Source organism: Niallia sp. M35 (assembly GCF_050971705.1).
In the GTDB taxonomy this organism is placed as follows: domain Bacteria; phylum Bacillota; class Bacilli; order Bacillales; family Cytobacillaceae; genus Niallia; species Niallia circulans_A.
The window spans coordinates 64,054-83,768 of the sequence record NZ_JBPCEP010000015.1 but is presented as its reverse complement, the minus strand read 5'-3'; the positions used below and the strand labels follow the sequence as shown (position 1 = coordinate 83,768).

The window sequence follows — 19,715 nt, the reverse complement described above, 5'->3', positions numbered from 1 at the left end:
AACTATTTTGTGGAAAGGGAAATGAAGAATATGAAAGATTCCATTATTATTAATGAAGCGAGAGGAAAAGCAGTAAATAATTTAATAAAGATTATGAAGAGTAGTTCGAAAAAAAGTAGAATAGCAATTCATTTTACTAGACTTAATAACAAAAGTGAAAATCTACAAAGAATAATTGAAAAGAGATAATTACAAGGTTTTAGATAGATATAGCTATAGTATGGAAAATTAACCATAAGAAAAATAGCTTAGTAATGTAGGAAGGAGAACAAAATTTTGATGATAACAGCAAAAAGTTATTTTAGTGGTGCTGGTGGAATGGACTTAGGAATGTTAGACGCTGGTATTGAAATTATGGAATCTTTTGAAATAGATAAAGTTGCTTGTGAGACTTTAAGGAAAAACTTTAAACACAGAATAAACCAAACCGATATCACAAAAATAACTGTACTCGATCAGCAAGATGCAGATGTTTATATTGGAACTTTCCCTTGTACGAAGTATAGCCGGATTGCTGATATACATGGAACTAGAACAGGCGATGATTTATTTTTACATTTTTTTAGACATGTGGCTTTAGCACAACCAGAAGTGTATATAGTTGAAAATGTTCCTGGTATGCGAAAATTTCAAGTGGTGATGGAGTGCTTAACTAGATTACCCAATTATTACGTTAGAGTAGAATGCCCTGTTAACGCAAATATGTGGCTCCCTCAAGAACGTAAAAGATTAATAGTTATAGGAACTAAAAAGCCTTTCCATAATTTATCTTATCCAGAAGCAAAACCAATGAGAATGAGAGATATTATTGATATTGGAGCAGAAGTATATACTCCTGATTATGTTCAAAAAAGATTAAATGGTGCATATCGAGATAAGCCAATTATTACAGATTTAGATGGAAAAGCTCCAACTTGTGTAGCGCAAAATATTGCCTCAATCTCTTACAAGTTGCATTTGTAGACAATGAGCACTATCGATACCTATTTTGCTTACCACTACAGAAGACTTATCATTAAAAACAAAAATGGAAGAAAGGAAAGAAGTATGCTTAATAAACTCATCGAGTTGATATCTGAAGGAAATATTAGTCTTGGACAATTATCCATTATTTTCGCTGTTATTCTAACAATAACTGCTATAATCGGTTACACCTTTCTTTTCTGGGAGCAGCGATCTTATGAAAAACTACTAACAGGTAAACCATTACCTTCTAATAGGGGTAGCGTCAGGAAAATGCGGATTTACAACGTTAAGGAAATCAAAATATAAAAAGCCTAATTTCTCGGTGTTATAAGTGAAAAATTAGGCTTTAGTTACTTCATTAAAGCGCCTGATTGTTGAAGACTAAAGTTTATATTCACCAAGAAATGCTCTTATCCTAACAAATTTTATTTAGGACTTACATGTATGCCTTCACTCTCTCGCCAATCTGCGTAAAGTATACGCTTTACATTATCATATCCATTGGTAGTTAATTGGTTATCTAACCACTGTTGATCAAATCCGAGTTCATGTAAATTATCCCATAAAATTTCCCCATCTATAATTAACGATGTTGGGAGGTCTACTGGACTTTCTGGAAGATTGAGATCTTGCTTGTCTGGTTTTTGATACTTGGATTTTAATAATAAACTTATTTGCCCATTAGCTTCCAATATACCGTATTTGACTTCGCGAACTGAAAAGACATTATTTTGACGGAGTATACTCAATACTTGATTTACATCCAATTTGTTCTTTGTAAGTAACTTCCTGTCCATAACACCATCTCGAATGATGATGTTAGGATTGCCTAATAAGAGAGAACGTGTCGATTTATTTTTTAGAGTCATAAACTCTATTCCAAACATAAGAAACGTCCACAATCCGATGGCATATAAAAAATGAAAAATCCCTACCTTATCTTCATAAATGGTATTTCCTAAAAGATCTCCAAGTACTAACACAAAAACTAAGTGAAACGGGGTTAACTGATAGATGGATGTTCTGCCTGTTATGATAATGATAAAAAATAAAGTGGCAAAACCAACGATGACTTTGATCGTCAGTAAACCAATATTGACTTCTTCCAAAGTTTTTTCCTCCAATTTAAATTTTACTTAGTTGTAAGATCTTGAGGTTTAGATAAAGAGGCTAGTTTTAGTATTAAAGCTCGAGTTACAATTCCAACCATGATGTAATATATGAATGAATATCTGTATCTCCACTCTAAATAATTAACAAGTTTGACCCACTCGCAAAAGGGTTCACCTATATAGGCATATGTTAGTGCCATAATGATCTGGGCTAAAATAAAAGATTTCCATGTTCTAAAATATTGATATAACAACATGTAAGCTACAGGCACCATTGAAAAATCAAAAGGAAAGGCCCGAGGAATAAAAGGTAAAAATGCAATGGGGTAATCCCAAAAACTATATTGTGCACCAACTACATCTAATAAGGTTGTTGTCAAGATAATTATGGTACCAAATAACAAAATTTCTAAAATAATGTCATGTTTAACAAGTTTAGCCCATATAACCCAAGGCACAACTAAAAAAACAACTAGTATCCACCATTCCCAAGTTAAAAACTCATTTGTTAGCCAACCATTTAATTCTAAATGATACAGCTTATCTTCTAATAAACGTATTTCCTTAAGATTTTCAAATATATTATCTATTGATATCATCCCTATATTTAAATTAAAAGGTAACAGATATTTTTGAATTCAAACTCTTTGAGCTGCCTTTTTAGTATTACCGTTTTTTAGTAATGAATTTCCATCGTAAATAACAAAAATTTTTTAAATCTAGATTTAAGATAGAACAATAAAAACAGGATACATCAACTTATAATAATGGAGAAAGGAGGCGAGCACCCTGTTCAACAATGCGCTCGGTCAGGGATCGTTGCAACAAGTCTTCAATTCTTAATGGTACAGAATCAGTAAGATCCCCCTCGAACTGCTCTGTGAGTTCTCTTGCCACATCAGCACTGTACACGACTTGACACACCTCATAATTCAGGCGAAAACTTCTCATATCATAGTTTGCTGCGCCTACTTCTGCAATTTCCTCATCAATGATCATCAGTTTCGCATGTAACATTCCTTTATTGTACTGGTAGATTTGGACCCCAGCTTCTATAAGTTCCCCGTAATAGGTACGACTTGCATAGCCCACGCTTTTTTGATCAATGTGGCGAGGAACCAGCAATCTTACGTGCACACCACGAGCCACAGCTGTCTTTAATGCCATGATAATATCTGTTTCTGGTACAAAGTAGGGTGTTGTTATATCAATAGTCTTGGTCGCCTGTGTTATACATATAAAGTAAGCTTGACGAATAACTGGGGTAGGAATTCCAGGGTTTCCTTCCAACGTATGGATGTACGCTTTTTGCAATGTCCCTGTCTTTGGGTATATGTCCATCTCTTTACCATCTATGGTGCTCAACTCTGAACCCAATTCGGCTGACCATCTGGAAAGATCTACTCTTCCGATTGGATTGATTTTCGTTACCTCAGATTTTGTTTTCAGATTTGTTTTCGATTTTATCCGTTCCGGCACAGCAATATTCCAATGAACGTCAAAGACAGTCTGCAAATTGACTGATGCTTCTCCTGTTATTTGTAAATGAGTATCCCTCCAGAAGCCAACGTCAGGCTTCAATCCTGTATATTCATATCCTACGTTCATGCCACCAGTAAAAGCTTTCTTTCCGTCGATCGTGACAATCTTACAATGATCCCGATAATTCCAATTGGATAAAATCCAGGGAAAGCGTAAAGGAAATATTGTCCGGCATTCTATCCCTGCTTCCACCATCTGAAGGATTTTTTGACGCGGAAATTTTTTACTCCCCCAACCATCTCTAATAAAACGAACCCGCACTCCGTTTACTGCTTTTTCGATCAGCAGTTCTGTGATGCGATTACCTATTTGGTCATTCCGATAGATGTAATATTCCAGATCAATGGTTTTTTGGGCTTTTTGTAGGGATTCGATGAGTTGTTCATATTTTGCTATTCCATTGTTAAACACTTGGACTTGGCCCATTCGAAGCCCATTCACAGTGAAATGCCGTAAAGCATCGGCAATTACCGATGCTGAATCACCGAATGTCTCAGGTAATTTGTTAGATTCATTTTTAGAAGAGTTCAATCTTTTTCGATGAATAAACTTAGGGTTTGATACGCTAAGATAAAGCAAGAAACCAATGACTGGCAAAAGAAGGACGATTATTATCCAATTCAATGCCTTGGCAGGCCTACGTACTTCCCAAATTGCTATGAATAAGATAAAGAACATATTTAACAGGTATAGATAAAAAATCCACTCCAACTGGAATCCCTCCTTCTGTTTCTCTTAACATGTCCAAACTATGTAGCGAGTATACGTTTGGAATACGAAGGAATTGTTTAGATACCTTTTCTTATGAGACACCCAAAATAATTTTGTAATTAGTTTATTTTGTCACAGGAATTTAAACGTTGGAAATGGATCGAAAAACAAAAATGGAGGTCCGTTTTACATTTCTTCTATATTAATCCCAATATATTCCGTAATTCTGCTGCGGCTGACTAAGTATATTCGATGTTAAAAAGACTCCAACAGGGGGGCAAGGCACTACTACTAATTATGTTAACTAGTTTTGTATAGAGTATTCATTTGATATTTGTAAAAAAGGGCATGAATGTATGCTTTTTTTCATACTGTATTTTGGAGGTGGAAAAATGACAAGAGTAGCTTACCAAAATGCAGACGTCGATTTAATGGCAAGGATGATGAGAGCAGAAGCTGAAGGCGAAGGACCACAAGGAATGCTATATGTTGGAAATGTCATTGTTAACCGTGTTGTAGCAGATTGTGCTGACTTTAAGGAATTAAGAACAATTAGAGATGTCATTTTTCACGTACAAGGAGGAAATTACTCTTTTGAAGCTGTTCAAAAAGGTAATGTATTTTATCAAAGAGCAAGAGAATCTGAAAGAAGATTAGCAAGAAAGAATTTGGAATATTGGAGAGATCACCCAGCGAAATATGCTCTTTGGTACTTTAATCCATATGGTCCGTGTCCTCCAACATGGTATGACCAACCTTTTACTGGTCAATTTAAACAACATTGTTTTTATGAACCAGCGCCTGGAACATGTGAAAGCGTTTATAGTCCTCGTTGAGGAAAAGATTCGAATATTTATAAAAACTAAAATAAACTTTTTAGTAACCGTATTTACCTAAGAAAGATTGTAAAATACTAACTTAACAAAAAGGTACATTAATTGAGTAAGCAGCAAAAAAGGATCTTCTTACTGGAAGATCCTCAGAGGGTTTGTCAAACCGCTGGGAGGTGCGAACCACTTCGGTTTTATGCCAATGGTTTCTTCAATGAGAGCATTCGTCTTTTCTAACTCTTGTATGGTATCACTTTTAGATCGCTTCTTAAGATCTAGATGACTATAAGCATGATTTCCAATTTCATGGCCTTCCCGATAGATCATCTTAGCTAGGTCAGGATTCTTTTTAACCCAGCTACCATCGAAAAAAAATGTCGCCTTCACCTTGGATTCCTTTAGTGTGGTAAGGATCGTTGGAATGTACTCATTACCCCAAGCAACATTTATTAATAACGCCACCATAGGCTTTTCTGGATTTCCTTTATAAATCGGGATGGGTGCTAGATTTTCTAAATGGACATTTGGAGGTTTTTCCTTATAAACAACTTTGTTTTTGTGAAAATTACCATCTGATTTCATTTTTTTATAACTAGATTCAATATCTACATCCAATCCATTGTATCCAGGAATTGCCTTCCACACTCTATCGACTTTTGCATCAATCGGTTCAATTTTATGTTCCTCTCTATACACTTTAATTTCTTTGTAAAGTTCATCATTTTTCTCCTTTAAGGCTGCTGTACCAGAGCCAATAGTATTAAATGGTCCAATAAGATCCGTAATTGTTAAAATGAAAGTACTTAAAAACACTATTAGTATTAGCGAATTTTTTTCCTCATAAAACTCCTCCGCAATATAAACTAATAATTTTAAAATACCCATCAACAATAGACTTATGTAATTAAAAAAAAACAATCATAACACTAATCTTATAGGCTTATTATTCCCATCCCATTAACTACACCGTAGGAAAAATCGGCTTTCTTCATGTCGATATTGCTTAGCGTATGTTTCCACGTTTGTTGTTGGGACTCTCAATAAAAAATTATTTTCCTTTAATTAAGGATGTTATTAAACCCACAGAGGTAATAGCTATACATGAATAAATGAAGGTATCTAATTTTAATAAAGCCAGACATGCCAACACAATAATTCCATCTATCAGTATGATTACAAGTGCAATATTTAACGAAAAAGTTTCAGAAATAATTTCAGCTAGTAAGTCAGTTCCTCCAGTGCTTGTCTTATATCGCAGCATTAGACCAACACCAACTCCAATTATTGCACCTCCAATTAGTGCGCTTGCAAGTTGGGGAATAAAAAATTGAGAACGAAGAGGAACAAGTAAATCAATAAATAAGGACGAAACCAATAAGCCTTGCAAACTACTAAAAAAATACTCTTTTTTATTTATTGAGGAAAATATACAAATAGGGATACTTAACCCCACCATTATAATACCAGTTGGAAATTTAAAAAAATAATGAAGTAATAGTGCGATCCCAAGGATTCCACCATCTATTAAATGATGAGGAACTAGAAACCCATTCACACCAACTCCTAATAACAGACTTCCAATAAGAGTAGCTATTAATTTCTTAAAAATAACAATCACCTTGTCTCATTTTTAATCTAATAATATGTCGGGGTTTTAAGGTTAAGAATAAGAATGCAGAGGAAAAATTAAATATATTAGGGAATACTTCATTTATTAGGGGATAATCGCCTCCACTTTCCCCCTTTCTTAAAAGGCATTAAAGTATCTAAAGAAAGTAATTCTTTAGGTACTTTAATGCTCCGAAATCCCATAAGTAAAAAATAATTTAAACTTCAGTAAAGTTACTATTACTCCCTTGATCCCATATATCTAAATCCCTTTTTAGTTCACTCCGTTTTTTTATTTATTGTGTAATAAGGTAAGTTTCCTTGAGCTGACGAAATAATTCGTGCAAAACTAAAATCATTTATGTTTATTTCCTTTATAGGCAAGTTAAATTATTTAAATTAATGAGAATTGCACTCTTATCACAAAGACACATATTCTATTCTAAAAATAAATTACTAACGTCTATCTGTGAAGATTACCTATACAGGAGCATTTTTCCCAAACAAAATGGGACTTCTCAATGAGGTCCCATTTCCTTGTTGTGCGCCCGGCATGCACATGAACTATAGGGTGCGAGTCCCGAACCCCGAAGACAGAAGTAGAGGTTAGCCAAGAGCTAGGGTGTCCGTGGTGACGCGGAATCTGAAGGAAGCTGGAGGCAAAACACCGGTCCGAGGAACACGAATCTCATACAAGGCTAGTTACGACTGGATGAGTTTGCAACACAAAACAAAGTCCTTTCTGTCGAAGGTCATACCTAGTAAATGAGGCGGATAGATGGTGTAAAAGTGCATGTGCTTACCCGGGGAGGTCTGATGGAAACGTGAAGTACCCTTCATAACCTACTTGGTGACAAGTAGCTGAATCATCAGAAGTCAGCAGAGGTCATAGTACGATTGGGTCTAGAACCAGTCGGAAGGACTGAACAATTAAGAGAGATTAGCCCTTGGCTTTCCATCTAGAATGAAATAGCACAGAAAACAGAGAAACCTCACGCTTAGAAAGTAGTGGTGAATCCCACGAGGGTATTTGCGGAGGGTGGAGTTCAGATGGGCATAATAAGATAAGCTAATCACGGAAAGGAACGAAATGGTGATGTTGAATCAAATTCTTGAACGGCAAAATATGATACAAGCGCTAAAGCGAGTGGAAGCGAATAAAGGAAGCCATGGAGTAGACATGATGCCCGTACAAACCTTACGACAGCACATCCTCGAAAATTGGGAAACCATTAAATCGCAGATTTTGAATGGAACCTATGAACCACAACCAGTACGTCGAGTCGAAATCCCGAAACCAGATGGTGGTGTGCGTTTACTAGGTATCCCAACCGTGACAGATCGTTTGATTCAACAAGCTATCTCGCAGATTTTATCAAAGGAATATGACAAAATATTTTCGGACCACAGTTATGGATTCCGTCCAAATCGGAGTGCCCATGACGCTGTTCGGAAAGCAAAGGGTTATTTAAAGGAAGGTTATCGATGGGTGATTGATATGGATTTAGAGAAATTCTTCGATAAGGTCAATCATGACCGACTAATGGCAACATTAGCGAAACGAATTTCAGATAAATCTTTATTAAAACTTATTCGTAAATATCTCCAAGCTGGTGTCATGATAAATGGAGTGATTTCAAGTATAGAAGAAGGAACACCACAAGGTGGACCTTTAAGTCCCTTACTTTCAAACATAGTTCTAGATGAACTCGATAAAGAGTTGGAGGAACGTGGACATAAATTCGTTCGATACGCAGATGATTGCAATATTTATGTGAAAACAGAACGTGCGGGTCTAAGAGTAATGGCGAGTGTACAAAGATTTATTGAGGGAAAACTTCGTTTAAAAGTAAACGAAAAGAAATCAGCGGTAGACCGTCCTTGGAACCGGAAGTTCTTAGGTTTTAGTTTCACGAATCACAAAGAACCAAAGGTTCGTCTTGCGAAAACAAGTCTAGTTCGAATGAAGAAGAAAATACGAGAGATTACCTCAAGAAAGATGCCATACTCCATGGAATACAGAATCAAGATGTTAAACCAATATCTAATGGGGTGGTGTGGTTATTTTGGATTAGCAGATACAAGTTCCACATTCAAATCACTAGATAGCTGGATTAAAAGAAGATTAAGAATGTGTCTATGGAAGAATTGGAAGAAACCTCAAACAAGAGTCAGAAATCTTACTCGGTTGAAAGTTCCTTCTGGAAAAGCATACGAGTGGGGAAACACCCGAAAAGGGTACTGGCGCATTTCTAAAAGCCCCATATTACACAGAACCCTCGGCAATTCCTATTGGGAAAGCCAAGGGCTGAAAAGTCTACAAGTTCGTTACGAAACTTTGCGTTATTCATCTTAATTGAACCGCCGTATACGGAACCGTACGTACGGTGGTATGAGAGGTCGGGAGTTAATCACTCCCTCCTACTCGATTATTAAGTATAATAATCTCTTTAATGGAGAGATAAACCAAACTGTTGTTCGTTTTATGAACTAACCGTTTTTATAACCGGTAACTAAACCATTAGCTCTAAGCTCGTGAAGGGGTAGCGTCCCGAAAATGCGGATTTACAACGTTAAGCTGTTTTCATTGTTAAAAACGAAGGATTTAACAACGATAAGACTTTTGAGACAAGTCTTACGAGACACTAGTAAGCTTTATTTTACGTAAAATCGGTTAAGTCCCAATAGATTAGACCATATTGATATAAACCTCATACCCCTTGATATAACAACGATTGTATTCTCAACGTTGTAAATTGTGAAAATCCTGACGCTACCCCGTGAAGTGGTGTCAGCTCCAATCTGGACTCCAAACTCCTATTCTCAATTTTATACTTCAAAATACCTGTTTATAATACATGTTGTATTAGTGATGATTTTAATTTATACAGAGTCATGATGCTAAAAAAAAGATATACGGATAATACGGATAATAAAAATAAGGATAACCATACCAAAATGGGCTCAATAACGTACCAGCCAACAAACCACCTAATAAACCGCCTAGAAATGGGCTTCTCCACCAATATGGTCTCCAAAAGAAGGGAGATCCAAAAAATGGTCTAAAGGGAAAAGGCCTAAAAAATGGTCTAAAGAAAATGGCCTTATACCCCAAATCCTTTGGTCTAAATTTTCAACCTGATTATTTTGCCGAGATGGATCGTAATAATATTGCGGTTCTGAATTCATGAAAAGGGATTTTAAATCAGGCTTAAATCTGTAATTGGTGCTTTGTTAAGGGCTAGAACATCGCATCTTTTTTATAAACGTCGCGACTTTCTTAAAAATATCGCGTCTTTTTTATTAGTATTGCAACTTTATTTCAAAGCTACAGAAGATTTATTTTAGTAATATTTTGGCTTAATTTTAAAACGAAAGGAATCTCAATAATTGTCTATCCAAAGGAATAATTGCTATTTAGAATTGAGGATAAAACATTTTATTCGAGGCATTCTATCTTTGTACTAAACCACAAACAGGAGGAAGTAGCATGGCTAATCAAATTGATACTAATAAATTAAAACAAGCAGAGGCAGCCTCTTCTATAGTAAAAGATATGATAACTTCAGCGATTGAACAATCTGCTGCTAATACTACTCTTGCTTCAGAAGCATTAAAACAAGCATCAAATGAAGTTGCAGGCGGTTTTCTATATTTATTGTGTTTAATTAAGTTCAGTAAAGGGAACGGTGGAAAAAATTTGAGATGAGACATATTACCCAAAAAGATTATACATCGCAAACCTATAATCGTCGCCAAATAGAAGAACTGATGGGGATTTGGAAACGAGGTTACTACAGAAAAAATGGTGCTATTCACCAAAAGTAATTTTATAACTATATTCCCAAAAAATTCACCACATAAGAAAATTCTGATTCGGGTAATCTAAAAAGGTCAAAAAATTCAAGGAGGATTCATCATGACAGTAATAAATGATGTTAAGACAGCTCTAGCAGGATTAAAAAGTGCACAAGCAAGTTTCGAAACATTTGCTCTTGGTACAGATAATCAACAGGCAAAGCAACTTTACCAAGATGCTGCTAAACAAACCCAATCTGTTATTAACAGCCTTGAACCACGCGTTCAACAAATTGAACAAGAAGAACCTCAATACAAACAACAATAATGAGTAAGATAAAAAAGGTTGGCCTCCCAACCAACCTTTTTTAATTCCTTTAAATAATGGGAAAAACGGAGATGGTTTCATGAAAGACAAAATAACCAAAATAAAAATTTTTCTTTCCATTTTAGCCGTGATCGGGTTTGGAACAGGATGTAACGATAACCAAAATCAGTTAGATGAGGATAACAATCATTTAGGTATTTCACAAGTACATACGAGTAAACCCATCGGTCAATCTGTTGCCAATAGGGCTAAAGAAAAGATTATTACCAAAGAAGAAATTTCAGATGTAAAGGCTGTGAATACAGATAAAGAGCTTTTTGTAGCAATAAAGGTAGAAAATTTCAATCGTTTTCGATTAAAAAGTATCGAGAAGACAGTAAAGTCAGACTTAGAAAAAATGTATCCGAATCATAAAGTCGTCGTTTCGACGGATAAAAAAATGTTCTGGGAACTCGAAAAAATAGAACAAAGACTGCAAAAAAACAATATGAATAAGAAAAGCTTGAAAAAAGATTTGCAAAAACTTGAAAGTATTCTAAAGGAACAGACGTAAAGAGGAAGGATCGAGCTATGTCAAATAATCAAAAGAAACAATTAACTCCTGTCCAACAGGAGTACCAGGAATTACAAAAACAACGTGAAATAAAAAGACCGGTTGTAACAAATTGTATAAAAGCCTTTCTAACAGGTGGTCTCATCTGTCTTATTGGTCAGCTTATTCAAGACTTTTACATCTATTATTTTGATTTTACAGAGCAAACGGTCGGAAATCCGACGGTAGGTACTTTGATTTTTATTACGATGCTTCTTACCGGTTTTGGAGTATATGATCGAATGGCCCAATTTGGGGGAGCAGGGACAGCTGTACCCGTAACTGGTTTTGGTAATGCGGTCATATCACCTGCCATTGAACATCGAACCGAAGGATTTGTACTGGGCGTAGGCGGCAATATGTTTAAACTAGCCGGTTCTGTCATTTTATTTGGTGTGTTTTCTGCTTTTATCATTGCCTTAATTAAAACAATTTTAATCAGATGGGGTGGTTTATAATGCTTGCAGGTCATCGTACATGGGTTTTCGAACAAAAGCCTGTGATTATTTCCACTGGAACAGTAGGTGGACCATTTGAAGCAGATGGAGCTATATCGGAAGATTTTGATCTTCTTCATGCCGATTTATGGCTCGGACAGGATTCCTATGAAAAAGCACATAAAGTTTTTTTTGAAGAAGCTTGTCAAAAGGCAATGGAAAAAGGAGAAATACAAAAGGAACAGGTTCAGTTTCTTCTCGCAGGGGACTTGATCAATCAGATTACTCCCACAAGTTTCGCTAGTCGAACCATTGGAGCTCCTTATTTTGGTTTATTTGGTGCTTGTTCTACCTCTATGGAAGGATTGGCTCTAGGTGCTTATATTATTAATACAAAGGGGGCTAAATATATATTAACAGGGGCTTCGAGTCATAACACAGCTGTTGAAAAACAGTTTCGTTATCCGACAGAATATGGAGGACAAAAACCACCTACTGCACAATGGACGGTTACTGGTGCTGGTGCGGCCCTTTTAAGTGATTCTGGGGATGGACCGAGTGTCACTTCTGCTACGATAGGCCGTGTGATTGATATGGGACTGACCGATCCATTTAATATGGGGGGGGCTATGGCACCAGCTGCTGTTGATACGATTGAAGCGCATTTAACGGAAAGAAAGATTGATCCCTCTTATTATGATTTAATCGTCACTGGGGATCTTGGAAAGATAGGGCGTGAAGTTTCCCTTGATTTATTTAAAAAGCATGGAACTTCCATTAGTGAAGGACAATTCCAAGATTGTGGACTTATGATTTATCGGAAAGGACAACCAGTCCTCGCAGGGGCAAGTGGGGCGGGGTGTTCAGCAACAGTAGTCTATGGTCATTTATTAAATCGCATGAAAAAAGGCGAATTTAAAAGAATGTTAGTAGTGGCCACTGGTGCTTTATTATCACCTCTTTCTTTCCAGCAAAATGATACGATTCCTTGTATCGCTCATGCGGTATCGATTGAATACGGAGGTGAACAATCATTATGACCTACTTTTGGGCTTTTACCGTAGGTGGTTTGATTTGTGTCATTGGGCAAATTATGTTTGATGTGTTTAAACTAACTCCGGGACATACGTTAAGTACCCTTGTAGTAGTGGGGGCCATTTTAGATGGGTTTGGATTATATGAACCCTTGATTGACTTTGCTGGTGCAGGAGCTACCGTACCTATTACAAGCTTTGGGAATTCCCTTGTACATGGGGCCATGCAAGAGGCAGAACAACATGGGTTAGTTGGTGTGCTCACAGGAATGTTTGAAGTGACCAGTTCAGGAATTTCAGCAGCCATTATTTTCGGCATGATAGGGGCTTTAATTTTTAAACCAAAAGGATAAGGAGAATCTAGGATGACAGTAGGATCAGATGTCAAACAATGTTTTGTCAGTTTAAAAGGAGTAGAAGCAAGTCTTTCAAGTTTAGCATTACAGACTCTAGATGATGATTCGAAACGTTCATTACATGAAACCATGATGGTTGTACATGAAGTAGTCACGGATTTAAAAAAACGAGTTGGAGAATTAGAACAAGAGGAATTTCAGTACAAAGGTTTTTAAGAGATATAATTTTTATAGGGGGTGTTAAGTGGTGCCTGAATGGTTAGATATTGCCGTAAGGTCAATATTCTTTGTTGTTGTTTTATTTTTTATTACAAAATGGTTAGGGAAAAAGCAAATCTCTGAATTATCTTTCTTTGAATATGCAACTGGTATTTCCATTGGAAGTATAGGTGCTGAAGTTGCTATGGGACTGGAACGGAACATTTTTCATGGAATCATTGGAATTGTCATTTTTGCAGCAATACCCTTTTTATCTGGTTTGCTTTCCTTAAAAAGTAAAAAGTTCCGTGATTTTGTAGAAGGAACAGGAACTGTCTTTATAAAAGATGGGAAAATCATGGAAGATAATTTAAAAAAGGAAAGATACACGACAGATGAATTATTAGAATTACTTCGTAAGAAGGATGTTTATCAGGTGTCTGATGTAGAATTCGCTGTATTAGAGGCAACAGGGGATTTATCCGTCATGTTAAAGAAAGAAAACCAACCATTAACAGCAAAGGATCTAAACTTGACGGTTGCTTCAATTAAAGAGCCTCAGACTGTCATTATGGATGGTGTGATCATGGATGAACCACTTGCGACTATTGGACGAAGCCGTGCTTGGTTACACACTGAATTAGAAAAACTTGGTGTAACGGTAGAAAATGTTTTTCTTGGACAAGTTAATTCCTATGGAGAGTTAACAGTTGACCTGTTTGACGATCAATTACAAGTCGCATCTCCTCAAGAAAGACCTTCAATTCTTTCGACCATGAAAAAATGCCAAGCAGACTTAGAGTTGTTTGCTCTTGGAACCGAATCAAAAGAAGCTAAGCAAATGTATAGTAAAAATAGTGAAAAACTACAAGAAGCTATTGATAAAGTGATGCCTATTTTAAAAGGATAATGGTTTATTTCGCTATATTGGATGATCTTAAGACACATAACAAAAAAGTAGTACCATTTTTTGCATAATAACATTAAGTCGAATCTTGAAAATAAAATCTTTGGAAAAATATCTTTTTTTAAATTGATTAGAGGGTGCTTAAAATATTAAAACATTACTGGTTAACTTTCTCTGTTAATTTTTGCAGTATTGTCAAAGAGATGAACATCCTTAGTCTGACTTCAGACTAAGGTGATTTTTCCTAAGAGGTGTTAGAAGTGTCTATTTTTTTAGTTAAATTAATTTATATATATATTGTTTTTATTGTATCCATAAAAATTTTAGGGAATCAGCCCTAGCACAACTTACCCCTCACGAATTTGGAGCGATTCTATTTTTATCTTATTTAGCATTGGGGTCCATTAAAGTAAATGGAGTAACAGAGGGGATTATTGGAATCATTGTTATAACGGGCGTCACTTAGTTATATCAAAATTAAGTTTATTAAATTGGTTAAACCCTTTTATTATAGGAAAACCGACTATTTTAGTTAAACATGGAAAAATTGTATATAAAAATTTAAGGAAAAATAGATATCCTTTATCTGAGCTGTTGTCAGGTTTAAGAACAGCAAGATATCCAGATATTCAAGATATTGAATATGCGATTTTGGAAGCAACAGGTGAAATCAGCATTTTACCAAGGAAAGAATTAGTTCCTGTTACTCCAAAGGATTTACATATGAAAGTAGAATACCATGGATTCCCAATAGCTGTTGTAATTGAAGGGAAAGTTCAGAAGCGTAATTTAAAATTAATCAACAAGAATGAAGAGTGGCTTAAGCAAGAACTAAAGGCAAAGGGATATCATCAAATTAAAGATATATTTTACGCTTCTGTTAGAGATACCGACCATTCACTAAACATTAACACATTTGATATTAGCGACTAATCTTAAAACGATTTCCCCTCCCTATATTAATCCTAGATAAACGGTTTTAGGTAAATATGGTTTTCTTAGTACAGTACCTTATCAAACTATCAAGTTCTAAGTATTTTTGAAGAAAGATGAGAAACCAAATGCATCATTATAACTTTTTCCATACTATGGGGATATAAAGAGTGAAACTTTGAGTGTGGTTGTTGTTTAATAATTAATTTTCTTTCCCGAAAAAACAGTCAAATGCCTAAAAGGCTAATGCTATAATAGAGTTTTCCATTAATCTAATAAAAATCAATTCACCAACAAATTGATCCGAAATAATTAATTAAAAAGCCGATTTTTCCTTGACATAAAAGGAGAATCGGCTTTTTACTAGTTATCCCTATTACTCATCTTTATTATCCCTATCGAAGAGGGGCAGATCTCAACAAGAAAAATTGCTAATTTTAAAGTTGGGCATGTATTCGATATATCCCAAACGAATGCACCATTAGAAGATTTACCAAAAATATTCCCTAATAAACAGTTTAATTTCCAAATTGAAGAAGGCAGAAATGTCGAGCATTTAAGGAAAGGGATAGAAGCTGTTTCTAAAGAATTAAATATCGATATGAGAGATATGCGACAATCGGAATTAGGTGTAACAGAATTAGGAGCATCTAAAGGTGCCTTTGTTCAAGGTAAAGATGGTAAAGGTAAAGAGATTGTTATGAATAGTCGTAACACAGAAACACAAGCATTAGCAACGTCTATTCATGAGTTGGCCCATATAGTACCATTATGACCAAGTGCAATCTACGTTAAGCGATGGGAGCCGTTTCGTTCATTATGACTATAGAGATAAGTTTAATATCAACCTCGGTGAACCGTATCATAAGTAAAAGAGGTTTTTGAGGGCATATAAGATTCTAAACATTGAAAAACAGTTAATTTATCTAATCAAGTTTTTAAATTGACTAGCACTTTGAAAGGATGTTGACACGCTAGTAAAGCAAAAAGGCTGCCTAAAAAACAAAAATTTCTTTTAGCCAGCCTTTTGGATTATGCAGTTTTGGAAATGAGTTCGTTAATTTTTAATAAGACCCTTGATTCATCATTAGCGGAATGGAAGCCTTTTGATATATTCTTTTATGTATAATTTATTTTAAATAAAAGAAAACACAATCCCTGTTCAGTTGAACCAATCCACAGCATAAATGATCCAAATACTCCGCAATTAAGCATAAAAAGCACCTTCCTTACAGTTAAGTGAAGGTGCTTCTTTTCTAATAGATTTTGTAAAGCAACATTGTAAATGTAAGCTTATGCTTAATTGTTTAATTCCGAAATATCCATTTCTTTTATGATTTCTGCTATCCGATTTTTTCCCCATTCATACATCATTTCAACGATAGGAAGTAAAGTCATCCCCAATTCAGTCATGGAATATTCCACTTTCGGTGGAACTTCTGGATAAACCTCGCGATGAACTATTCCATCTTCCATCAGTTCTCTTAATTGATTCGTTAATATTTTATGAGATATTTTTGGAAAAAGCCTTTGGAGATCACTGAATCGATGTGGTCCTTCTACCCCTAAATGCCATAAAATAACGATTTTCCATTTACCACTTATAATTGATAAGGTAAGTTCTTTTTCACAATTATAATCACCATTTATGATCTTTTCTTTAACTTCATCTCTAAATGTATCTGGCATAAATTCTTACCTCCTTATTTGTATCAATTGTAACCTGTTGGTAACCTCCTTACAAAAAAGTGCAGTCTTCACAGTGAAGAAACCCAGCAGTAGAATGAAATAGTCGTCTTACCGGCGAATTATTTTTATTAATGAGGAGGAACTACTAATGAGTAAAAAAGCACTTTTAATTATACCACCAGAACGTTTCAATGAAGACGAATTATTTCAACCAAAAGCGGAATTGGAAAGCAACGGAATTGAAGTGACAATTGCAAGTACAAAAACAGGTGAAATCATAGGGGATTATGAAGGTAAAGCAATTGCTGAGGTCATTTTCTCAGACGTTTCTGCGACTGACTATGATGTTGTATCTGTTATTGGTGGATCTGGTACGAACGATCATTTATGGGAAAATAAAGAATTACAAGACTACTTGAAACAAGCGTATACTAATAAAGTTCTTGTAACAGGGATTTGTGCAGGTGCGGTTACTGTAGCTAAAACGGGTTTACTTACTGGAAGAGAAGCAACTTGCTATCCAGTAGATATACAAAAAGACCAATTAAAAGCGAATAAAGTAACATATGTTGAAAAACATGTTGTTGCTCATGATGATATTATCACTGGTGATGGTCCAGATGGCGCTAAAGAATTTGGAGAAGCTTTAGTAAAAGCATTAAGCTAATTCTACAGTCTCTTCGCTGAATTTTCATATAATCAAAAGCCTACGGAATTAATTCCGTAGGCTTTTGGCTATCCAAATGTAAGAAAAATACACCAAATATTAACTCTGATTCAATATGAACCGTGTTACGATATTTATATAGTTTTACTAGGTCGTCTTTTAGTTGAATATCAATCAAATTCAATCGAAAATCAAACCTCAACTTTTTCGTCATACTAAAAAAGTTAAGAGTAAACAGTAAAAGCTTACATAATTGAAGCTGATAAGAGATTTAAAAGGGTATATTTTTTACACGATGCTGGGAGGGACATAAACCCCACTGCCACCTTAAAACTTTATAAAAGAAAGACAAACTACTCATTATTAAGGAGGATTAAAATGGAACATATTGTAATTAATGCTGTATTAAAACCAAAAGAAGGCCTGCAGGGGCAACTATTATCAGAACTCAAAAAGGTACAAGCGGTATCAAGGGAAGAGAGTTTTTTTAGTGGTCTTTATTAAGAAGGGAGCATTTCGCCGTATCTCCTTCGAAACAAATCTTTTGATTTGGACAGACCAAATGGCTAATATATTAATATCGCGAATTACCGATTTGGCGTGATGCTTTCAGATCATCTATCCAGCGTCCATTGGGATAGTGATAATCGATATAGAAAGAGGCAAATGACATTGAAGCAGAAATTGGAACGCTTAAATGATGAACAAGCCGTTGAAATTTTTAAAGCATTGTCGAACCAGACGAGGGTGAGCATTCTTCAAATGTTAAAAGATCCCGACAGTCATTTTTCACCGCAAGCCCATATTATTGCTGATGAAGGATTTGAAGGTGGGGTTTGCGTAGGGGATATCCGAAGCAAGGCCGGGATTTCGCAATCCACTACTTCACAGTATTTATCGATTCTGCTGCAAAGCGGACTGGTTGAAATGAAGCGAATCGGACAATGGACGTATTATCGCCGTAATGAGGAAACGATTAAAAAGTTAGAAAAATACATTGGTACAAAAATTTAAGGAGAATTGAAGTGAGTTTATTACAGCATCGAGCATATAACAGGTTGTACCAAAAGGATAAAATGACGCTTGGTTTCACGATTCCGACGGCAAGGATGTCCAAATATCCGATTATGGAAAATCAGTTGTCGCTTGCCCGCAAAATTGAAGACCATGGTTTCGCGGCATTGTGGCTTCGGGACGTTACGATTCAGAATTTGAATATTGATGATAACGGTCAATTGTATGATGTATGGATTTATTTGACCTATCTTGCGGCCCATACCAAGGAAATTGCACTTGGGACGGCGAGTGTGGTCCTCCCGCTGCGCCACCCTGTCCGAGTGGCAAAGGAAGCATCATCTATTGACCGGTTGTTTCCCGAACGGCTGATCATGGGAGTGGCTTCAGGAGACCGGGATAAAGATTTCACAGCTTTGGGAATATCCAAGCTCGAAAGCGGAGGGCTGTTTAAAAAGAATTATGCATTCCTTGAACGGCTATTAAAGGAGCACAATCCCACTATCAACAGCGATTTAGGCATCATCGATGGAACGGATATGAGAATGATCCCCAAACCTTTTTCTTCGATTCCGACCATGGTGACAGGATTCAGCAATCAATCGATTGAATGGATCGCCCAGAACGGGGACGGCTGGATCCAGTACCCGAGGATTATCCCGCAACAAACTCAATTGATTAACGAGTATCGCGAGTTGTCGGAAATTTACGCCCCAGGAGTGTTTAAACCTTTCACTCAGACTTTATTTATCGATTTATCGGAAAATCCCGATTTGTCTCCTGTTCCGATTCCGTTAGGATTTCGTGTAGGGCGCAAACAGTTATTAGAAATTCTATATCAATTTCAATCCATTGGTGTCAATCACCTGGCATTTGTATTGTATTTTTCAAAGCGCCCTCCAGAGGAAGTCATCCAGGAGCTTGGAGAGTTTGTGTTGCCTTACTTTTCGACTCATGAAATTCCAGTATTAGATTAGTTTTAAAAATTAGATA

Annotated in this window: 26 protein-coding genes and 1 pseudogene; 20 read left to right on the top strand and 7 right to left on the bottom strand. The window is 35.9% G+C overall.

The genetic code is table 11. The features are described from left to right. Positions 1-21 precede the first annotated feature (21 nt). From NiCM35_RS20320 to NiCM35_RS20310, 3 genes are all read left to right on the top strand, one after another. The gene (locus tag NiCM35_RS20320; protein WP_156827845.1) at positions 22-189 is read left to right on the top strand and encodes a hypothetical protein; all 168 of its coding nucleotides are present in this window, start codon (positions 22-24) and stop codon (positions 187-189) included. Positions 190-279: 90 nt separating this feature from the next. Next, positions 280-963 (top strand): DNA cytosine methyltransferase, encoded by a 684-nt coding sequence (locus NiCM35_RS20315; protein WP_226793783.1) that lies wholly within the window; start codon positions 280-282, stop codon positions 961-963. A 3-nt stretch (positions 964-966) separates the two neighbouring features. Continuing rightward, a complete protein-coding gene (locus tag NiCM35_RS20310) occupies positions 967-1,272 on the top strand; it encodes a hypothetical protein (RefSeq protein ID WP_193224649.1) in 306 nt (101 codons plus the stop codon). A gap of 119 nt (positions 1,273-1,391) precedes the next feature. Here the strand turns inward: NiCM35_RS20310 and NiCM35_RS20305 are convergent, their stop codons facing one another. From NiCM35_RS20305 to NiCM35_RS20295, 3 genes are all read right to left on the bottom strand, one after another. Next, positions 1,392-2,075: a DUF421 domain-containing protein gene (locus NiCM35_RS20305; RefSeq protein ID WP_047945101.1), complete on the bottom strand. Its 684-nt coding sequence runs from the start codon at positions 2,073-2,075 to the stop codon at positions 1,392-1,394. Between the two features lie 23 nt (positions 2,076-2,098). Continuing rightward, positions 2,099-2,677: a CBO0543 family protein gene (locus NiCM35_RS20300; protein WP_152116729.1), complete on the bottom strand. Its 579-nt coding sequence runs from the start codon at positions 2,675-2,677 to the stop codon at positions 2,099-2,101. Between the two features lie 160 nt (positions 2,678-2,837). Further along, positions 2,838-4,331: a phospholipase D-like domain-containing protein gene (locus NiCM35_RS20295; protein WP_047945075.1), complete on the bottom strand. Its 1,494-nt coding sequence runs from the start codon at positions 4,329-4,331 to the stop codon at positions 2,838-2,840. Positions 4,332-4,723: 392 nt separating this feature from the next. Between NiCM35_RS20295 and NiCM35_RS20290 the strand changes: the two genes are divergently transcribed. After that, positions 4,724-5,167, top strand: a complete 444-nt coding sequence (locus tag NiCM35_RS20290) for a cell wall hydrolase (RefSeq protein WP_031537041.1) — start codon at positions 4,724-4,726, stop codon at positions 5,165-5,167. A gap of 129 nt (positions 5,168-5,296) precedes the next feature. Here NiCM35_RS20290 and NiCM35_RS20285 read toward each other — a convergent pair whose 3' ends face one another. Beyond that, positions 5,297-6,046 (bottom strand): polysaccharide deacetylase family protein, encoded by a 750-nt coding sequence (locus NiCM35_RS20285; RefSeq protein WP_081836613.1) that lies wholly within the window; start codon positions 6,044-6,046, stop codon positions 5,297-5,299. 163 nt (positions 6,047-6,209) lie between these two features. Next, complete coding sequence (locus NiCM35_RS20280; RefSeq protein WP_031537039.1) at positions 6,210-6,779, bottom strand: YitT family protein; 570 nt, start codon at positions 6,777-6,779, stop codon at positions 6,210-6,212. A 1,083-nt stretch (positions 6,780-7,862) separates the two neighbouring features. Here NiCM35_RS20280 and ltrA point away from each other — a divergent pair. Further along, complete coding sequence (gene ltrA / locus NiCM35_RS20275) at positions 7,863-9,125, top strand: group II intron reverse transcriptase/maturase (protein ID WP_031537038.1); 1,263 nt, start codon at positions 7,863-7,865, stop codon at positions 9,123-9,125. A gap of 537 nt (positions 9,126-9,662) precedes the next feature. Here the strand turns inward: ltrA and NiCM35_RS26765 are convergent. Further along, a complete protein-coding gene (locus tag NiCM35_RS26765; RefSeq protein ID WP_081836612.1) occupies positions 9,663-9,884 on the bottom strand; it encodes an inner spore coat protein YmaG in 222 nt (73 codons plus the stop codon). A gap of 375 nt (positions 9,885-10,259) precedes the next feature. On the opposite strand from NiCM35_RS26765, the gene NiCM35_RS20270 reads away from it, so the two are divergent. The 11 genes and pseudogenes from NiCM35_RS20270 to NiCM35_RS20220 all read left to right on the top strand — a co-directional run bounded on the left by NiCM35_RS20270 (position 10,260) and on the right by NiCM35_RS20220 (position 16,127). Further along, positions 10,260-10,478 carry a hypothetical protein gene (locus NiCM35_RS20270; protein ID WP_035416354.1) on the top strand — a complete coding sequence of 73 codons (219 nt, stop codon included), beginning with the start codon at positions 10,260-10,262 and terminating at the stop codon, positions 10,476-10,478. After that, the gene (locus tag NiCM35_RS20265) at positions 10,475-10,597 is read left to right on the top strand and encodes a hypothetical protein (protein ID WP_264298269.1); all 123 of its coding nucleotides are present in this window, start codon (positions 10,475-10,477) and stop codon (positions 10,595-10,597) included. Before NiCM35_RS20270 ends, NiCM35_RS20265 begins: the two co-directional genes overlap by 4 nt. Before the next feature lie 91 nt (positions 10,598-10,688). After that, positions 10,689-10,895: a DUF1657 domain-containing protein gene (locus NiCM35_RS20260; protein ID WP_031537037.1), complete on the top strand. Its 207-nt coding sequence runs from the start codon at positions 10,689-10,691 to the stop codon at positions 10,893-10,895. A gap of 79 nt (positions 10,896-10,974) precedes the next feature. After that, positions 10,975-11,448, top strand: coding sequence for a YhcN/YlaJ family sporulation lipoprotein (locus NiCM35_RS20255; RefSeq protein WP_031537035.1), 474 nt, complete (start codon positions 10,975-10,977; stop codon positions 11,446-11,448). Between the two features lie 17 nt (positions 11,449-11,465). Further along, the gene (gene spoVAC / locus NiCM35_RS20250; protein ID WP_031537034.1) at positions 11,466-11,945 is read left to right on the top strand and encodes a stage V sporulation protein AC; all 480 of its coding nucleotides are present in this window, start codon (positions 11,466-11,468) and stop codon (positions 11,943-11,945) included. Next, on the top strand, positions 11,945-12,964 hold the full coding sequence (spoVAD, locus tag NiCM35_RS20245; RefSeq protein WP_031537033.1) for a stage V sporulation protein AD: 1,020 nt from the start codon (positions 11,945-11,947) through the stop codon (positions 12,962-12,964). The genes spoVAC and spoVAD overlap by 1 nt, the downstream gene beginning before the upstream one ends. Beyond that, complete coding sequence (gene spoVAE, locus NiCM35_RS20240) at positions 12,961-13,311, top strand: stage V sporulation protein AE (protein WP_031537032.1); 351 nt, start codon at positions 12,961-12,963, stop codon at positions 13,309-13,311. Before spoVAD ends, spoVAE begins: the two co-directional genes overlap by 4 nt. 12 nt (positions 13,312-13,323) lie before the next feature. Continuing rightward, positions 13,324-13,530: a DUF1657 domain-containing protein gene (locus tag NiCM35_RS20235; protein ID WP_031537031.1), complete on the top strand. Its 207-nt coding sequence runs from the start codon at positions 13,324-13,326 to the stop codon at positions 13,528-13,530. A gap of 31 nt (positions 13,531-13,561) precedes the next feature. Continuing rightward, positions 13,562-14,422 carry a DUF421 domain-containing protein gene (locus NiCM35_RS20230; protein ID WP_031537030.1) on the top strand — a complete coding sequence of 287 codons (861 nt, stop codon included), beginning with the start codon at positions 13,562-13,564 and terminating at the stop codon, positions 14,420-14,422. A gap of 257 nt (positions 14,423-14,679) precedes the next feature. Continuing rightward, a pseudogene (locus NiCM35_RS20225) lies at positions 14,680-15,352 on the top strand (DUF421 domain-containing protein). 601 nt (positions 15,353-15,953) lie between these two features. Beyond that, entirely contained in the window at positions 15,954-16,127 is a 174-nt protein-coding gene (locus tag NiCM35_RS20220) for a hypothetical protein (RefSeq protein ID WP_155986741.1), read from the top strand. Positions 16,128-16,651: 524 nt separating this feature from the next. On the opposite strand, the gene NiCM35_RS20215 is transcribed toward NiCM35_RS20220, so the two are convergent. After that, entirely contained in the window at positions 16,652-17,041 is a 390-nt protein-coding gene (locus tag NiCM35_RS20215; protein ID WP_031537027.1) for a winged helix-turn-helix transcriptional regulator, read from the bottom strand. Positions 17,042-17,189: 148 nt separating this feature from the next. Between NiCM35_RS20215 and NiCM35_RS20210 the strand changes: the two genes are divergently transcribed. From NiCM35_RS20210 to NiCM35_RS20195, 4 genes are all read left to right on the top strand, one after another. Continuing rightward, entirely contained in the window at positions 17,190-17,708 is a 519-nt protein-coding gene (locus NiCM35_RS20210; protein ID WP_031537026.1) for a DJ-1/PfpI family protein, read from the top strand. A 378-nt stretch (positions 17,709-18,086) separates the two neighbouring features. Continuing rightward, positions 18,087-18,212 carry a hypothetical protein gene (locus NiCM35_RS20205; protein ID WP_264298268.1) on the top strand — a complete coding sequence of 42 codons (126 nt, stop codon included), beginning with the start codon at positions 18,087-18,089 and terminating at the stop codon, positions 18,210-18,212. Positions 18,213-18,470: 258 nt separating this feature from the next. Then, positions 18,471-18,722, top strand: a complete 252-nt coding sequence (locus NiCM35_RS20200; RefSeq protein WP_371472758.1) for an ArsR/SmtB family transcription factor — start codon at positions 18,471-18,473, stop codon at positions 18,720-18,722. Positions 18,723-18,733: 11 nt separating this feature from the next. Continuing rightward, positions 18,734-19,699 (top strand): TIGR03571 family LLM class oxidoreductase, encoded by a 966-nt coding sequence (locus tag NiCM35_RS20195; protein ID WP_031537024.1) that lies wholly within the window; start codon positions 18,734-18,736, stop codon positions 19,697-19,699. Positions 19,700-19,715 lie beyond the last annotated feature (16 nt).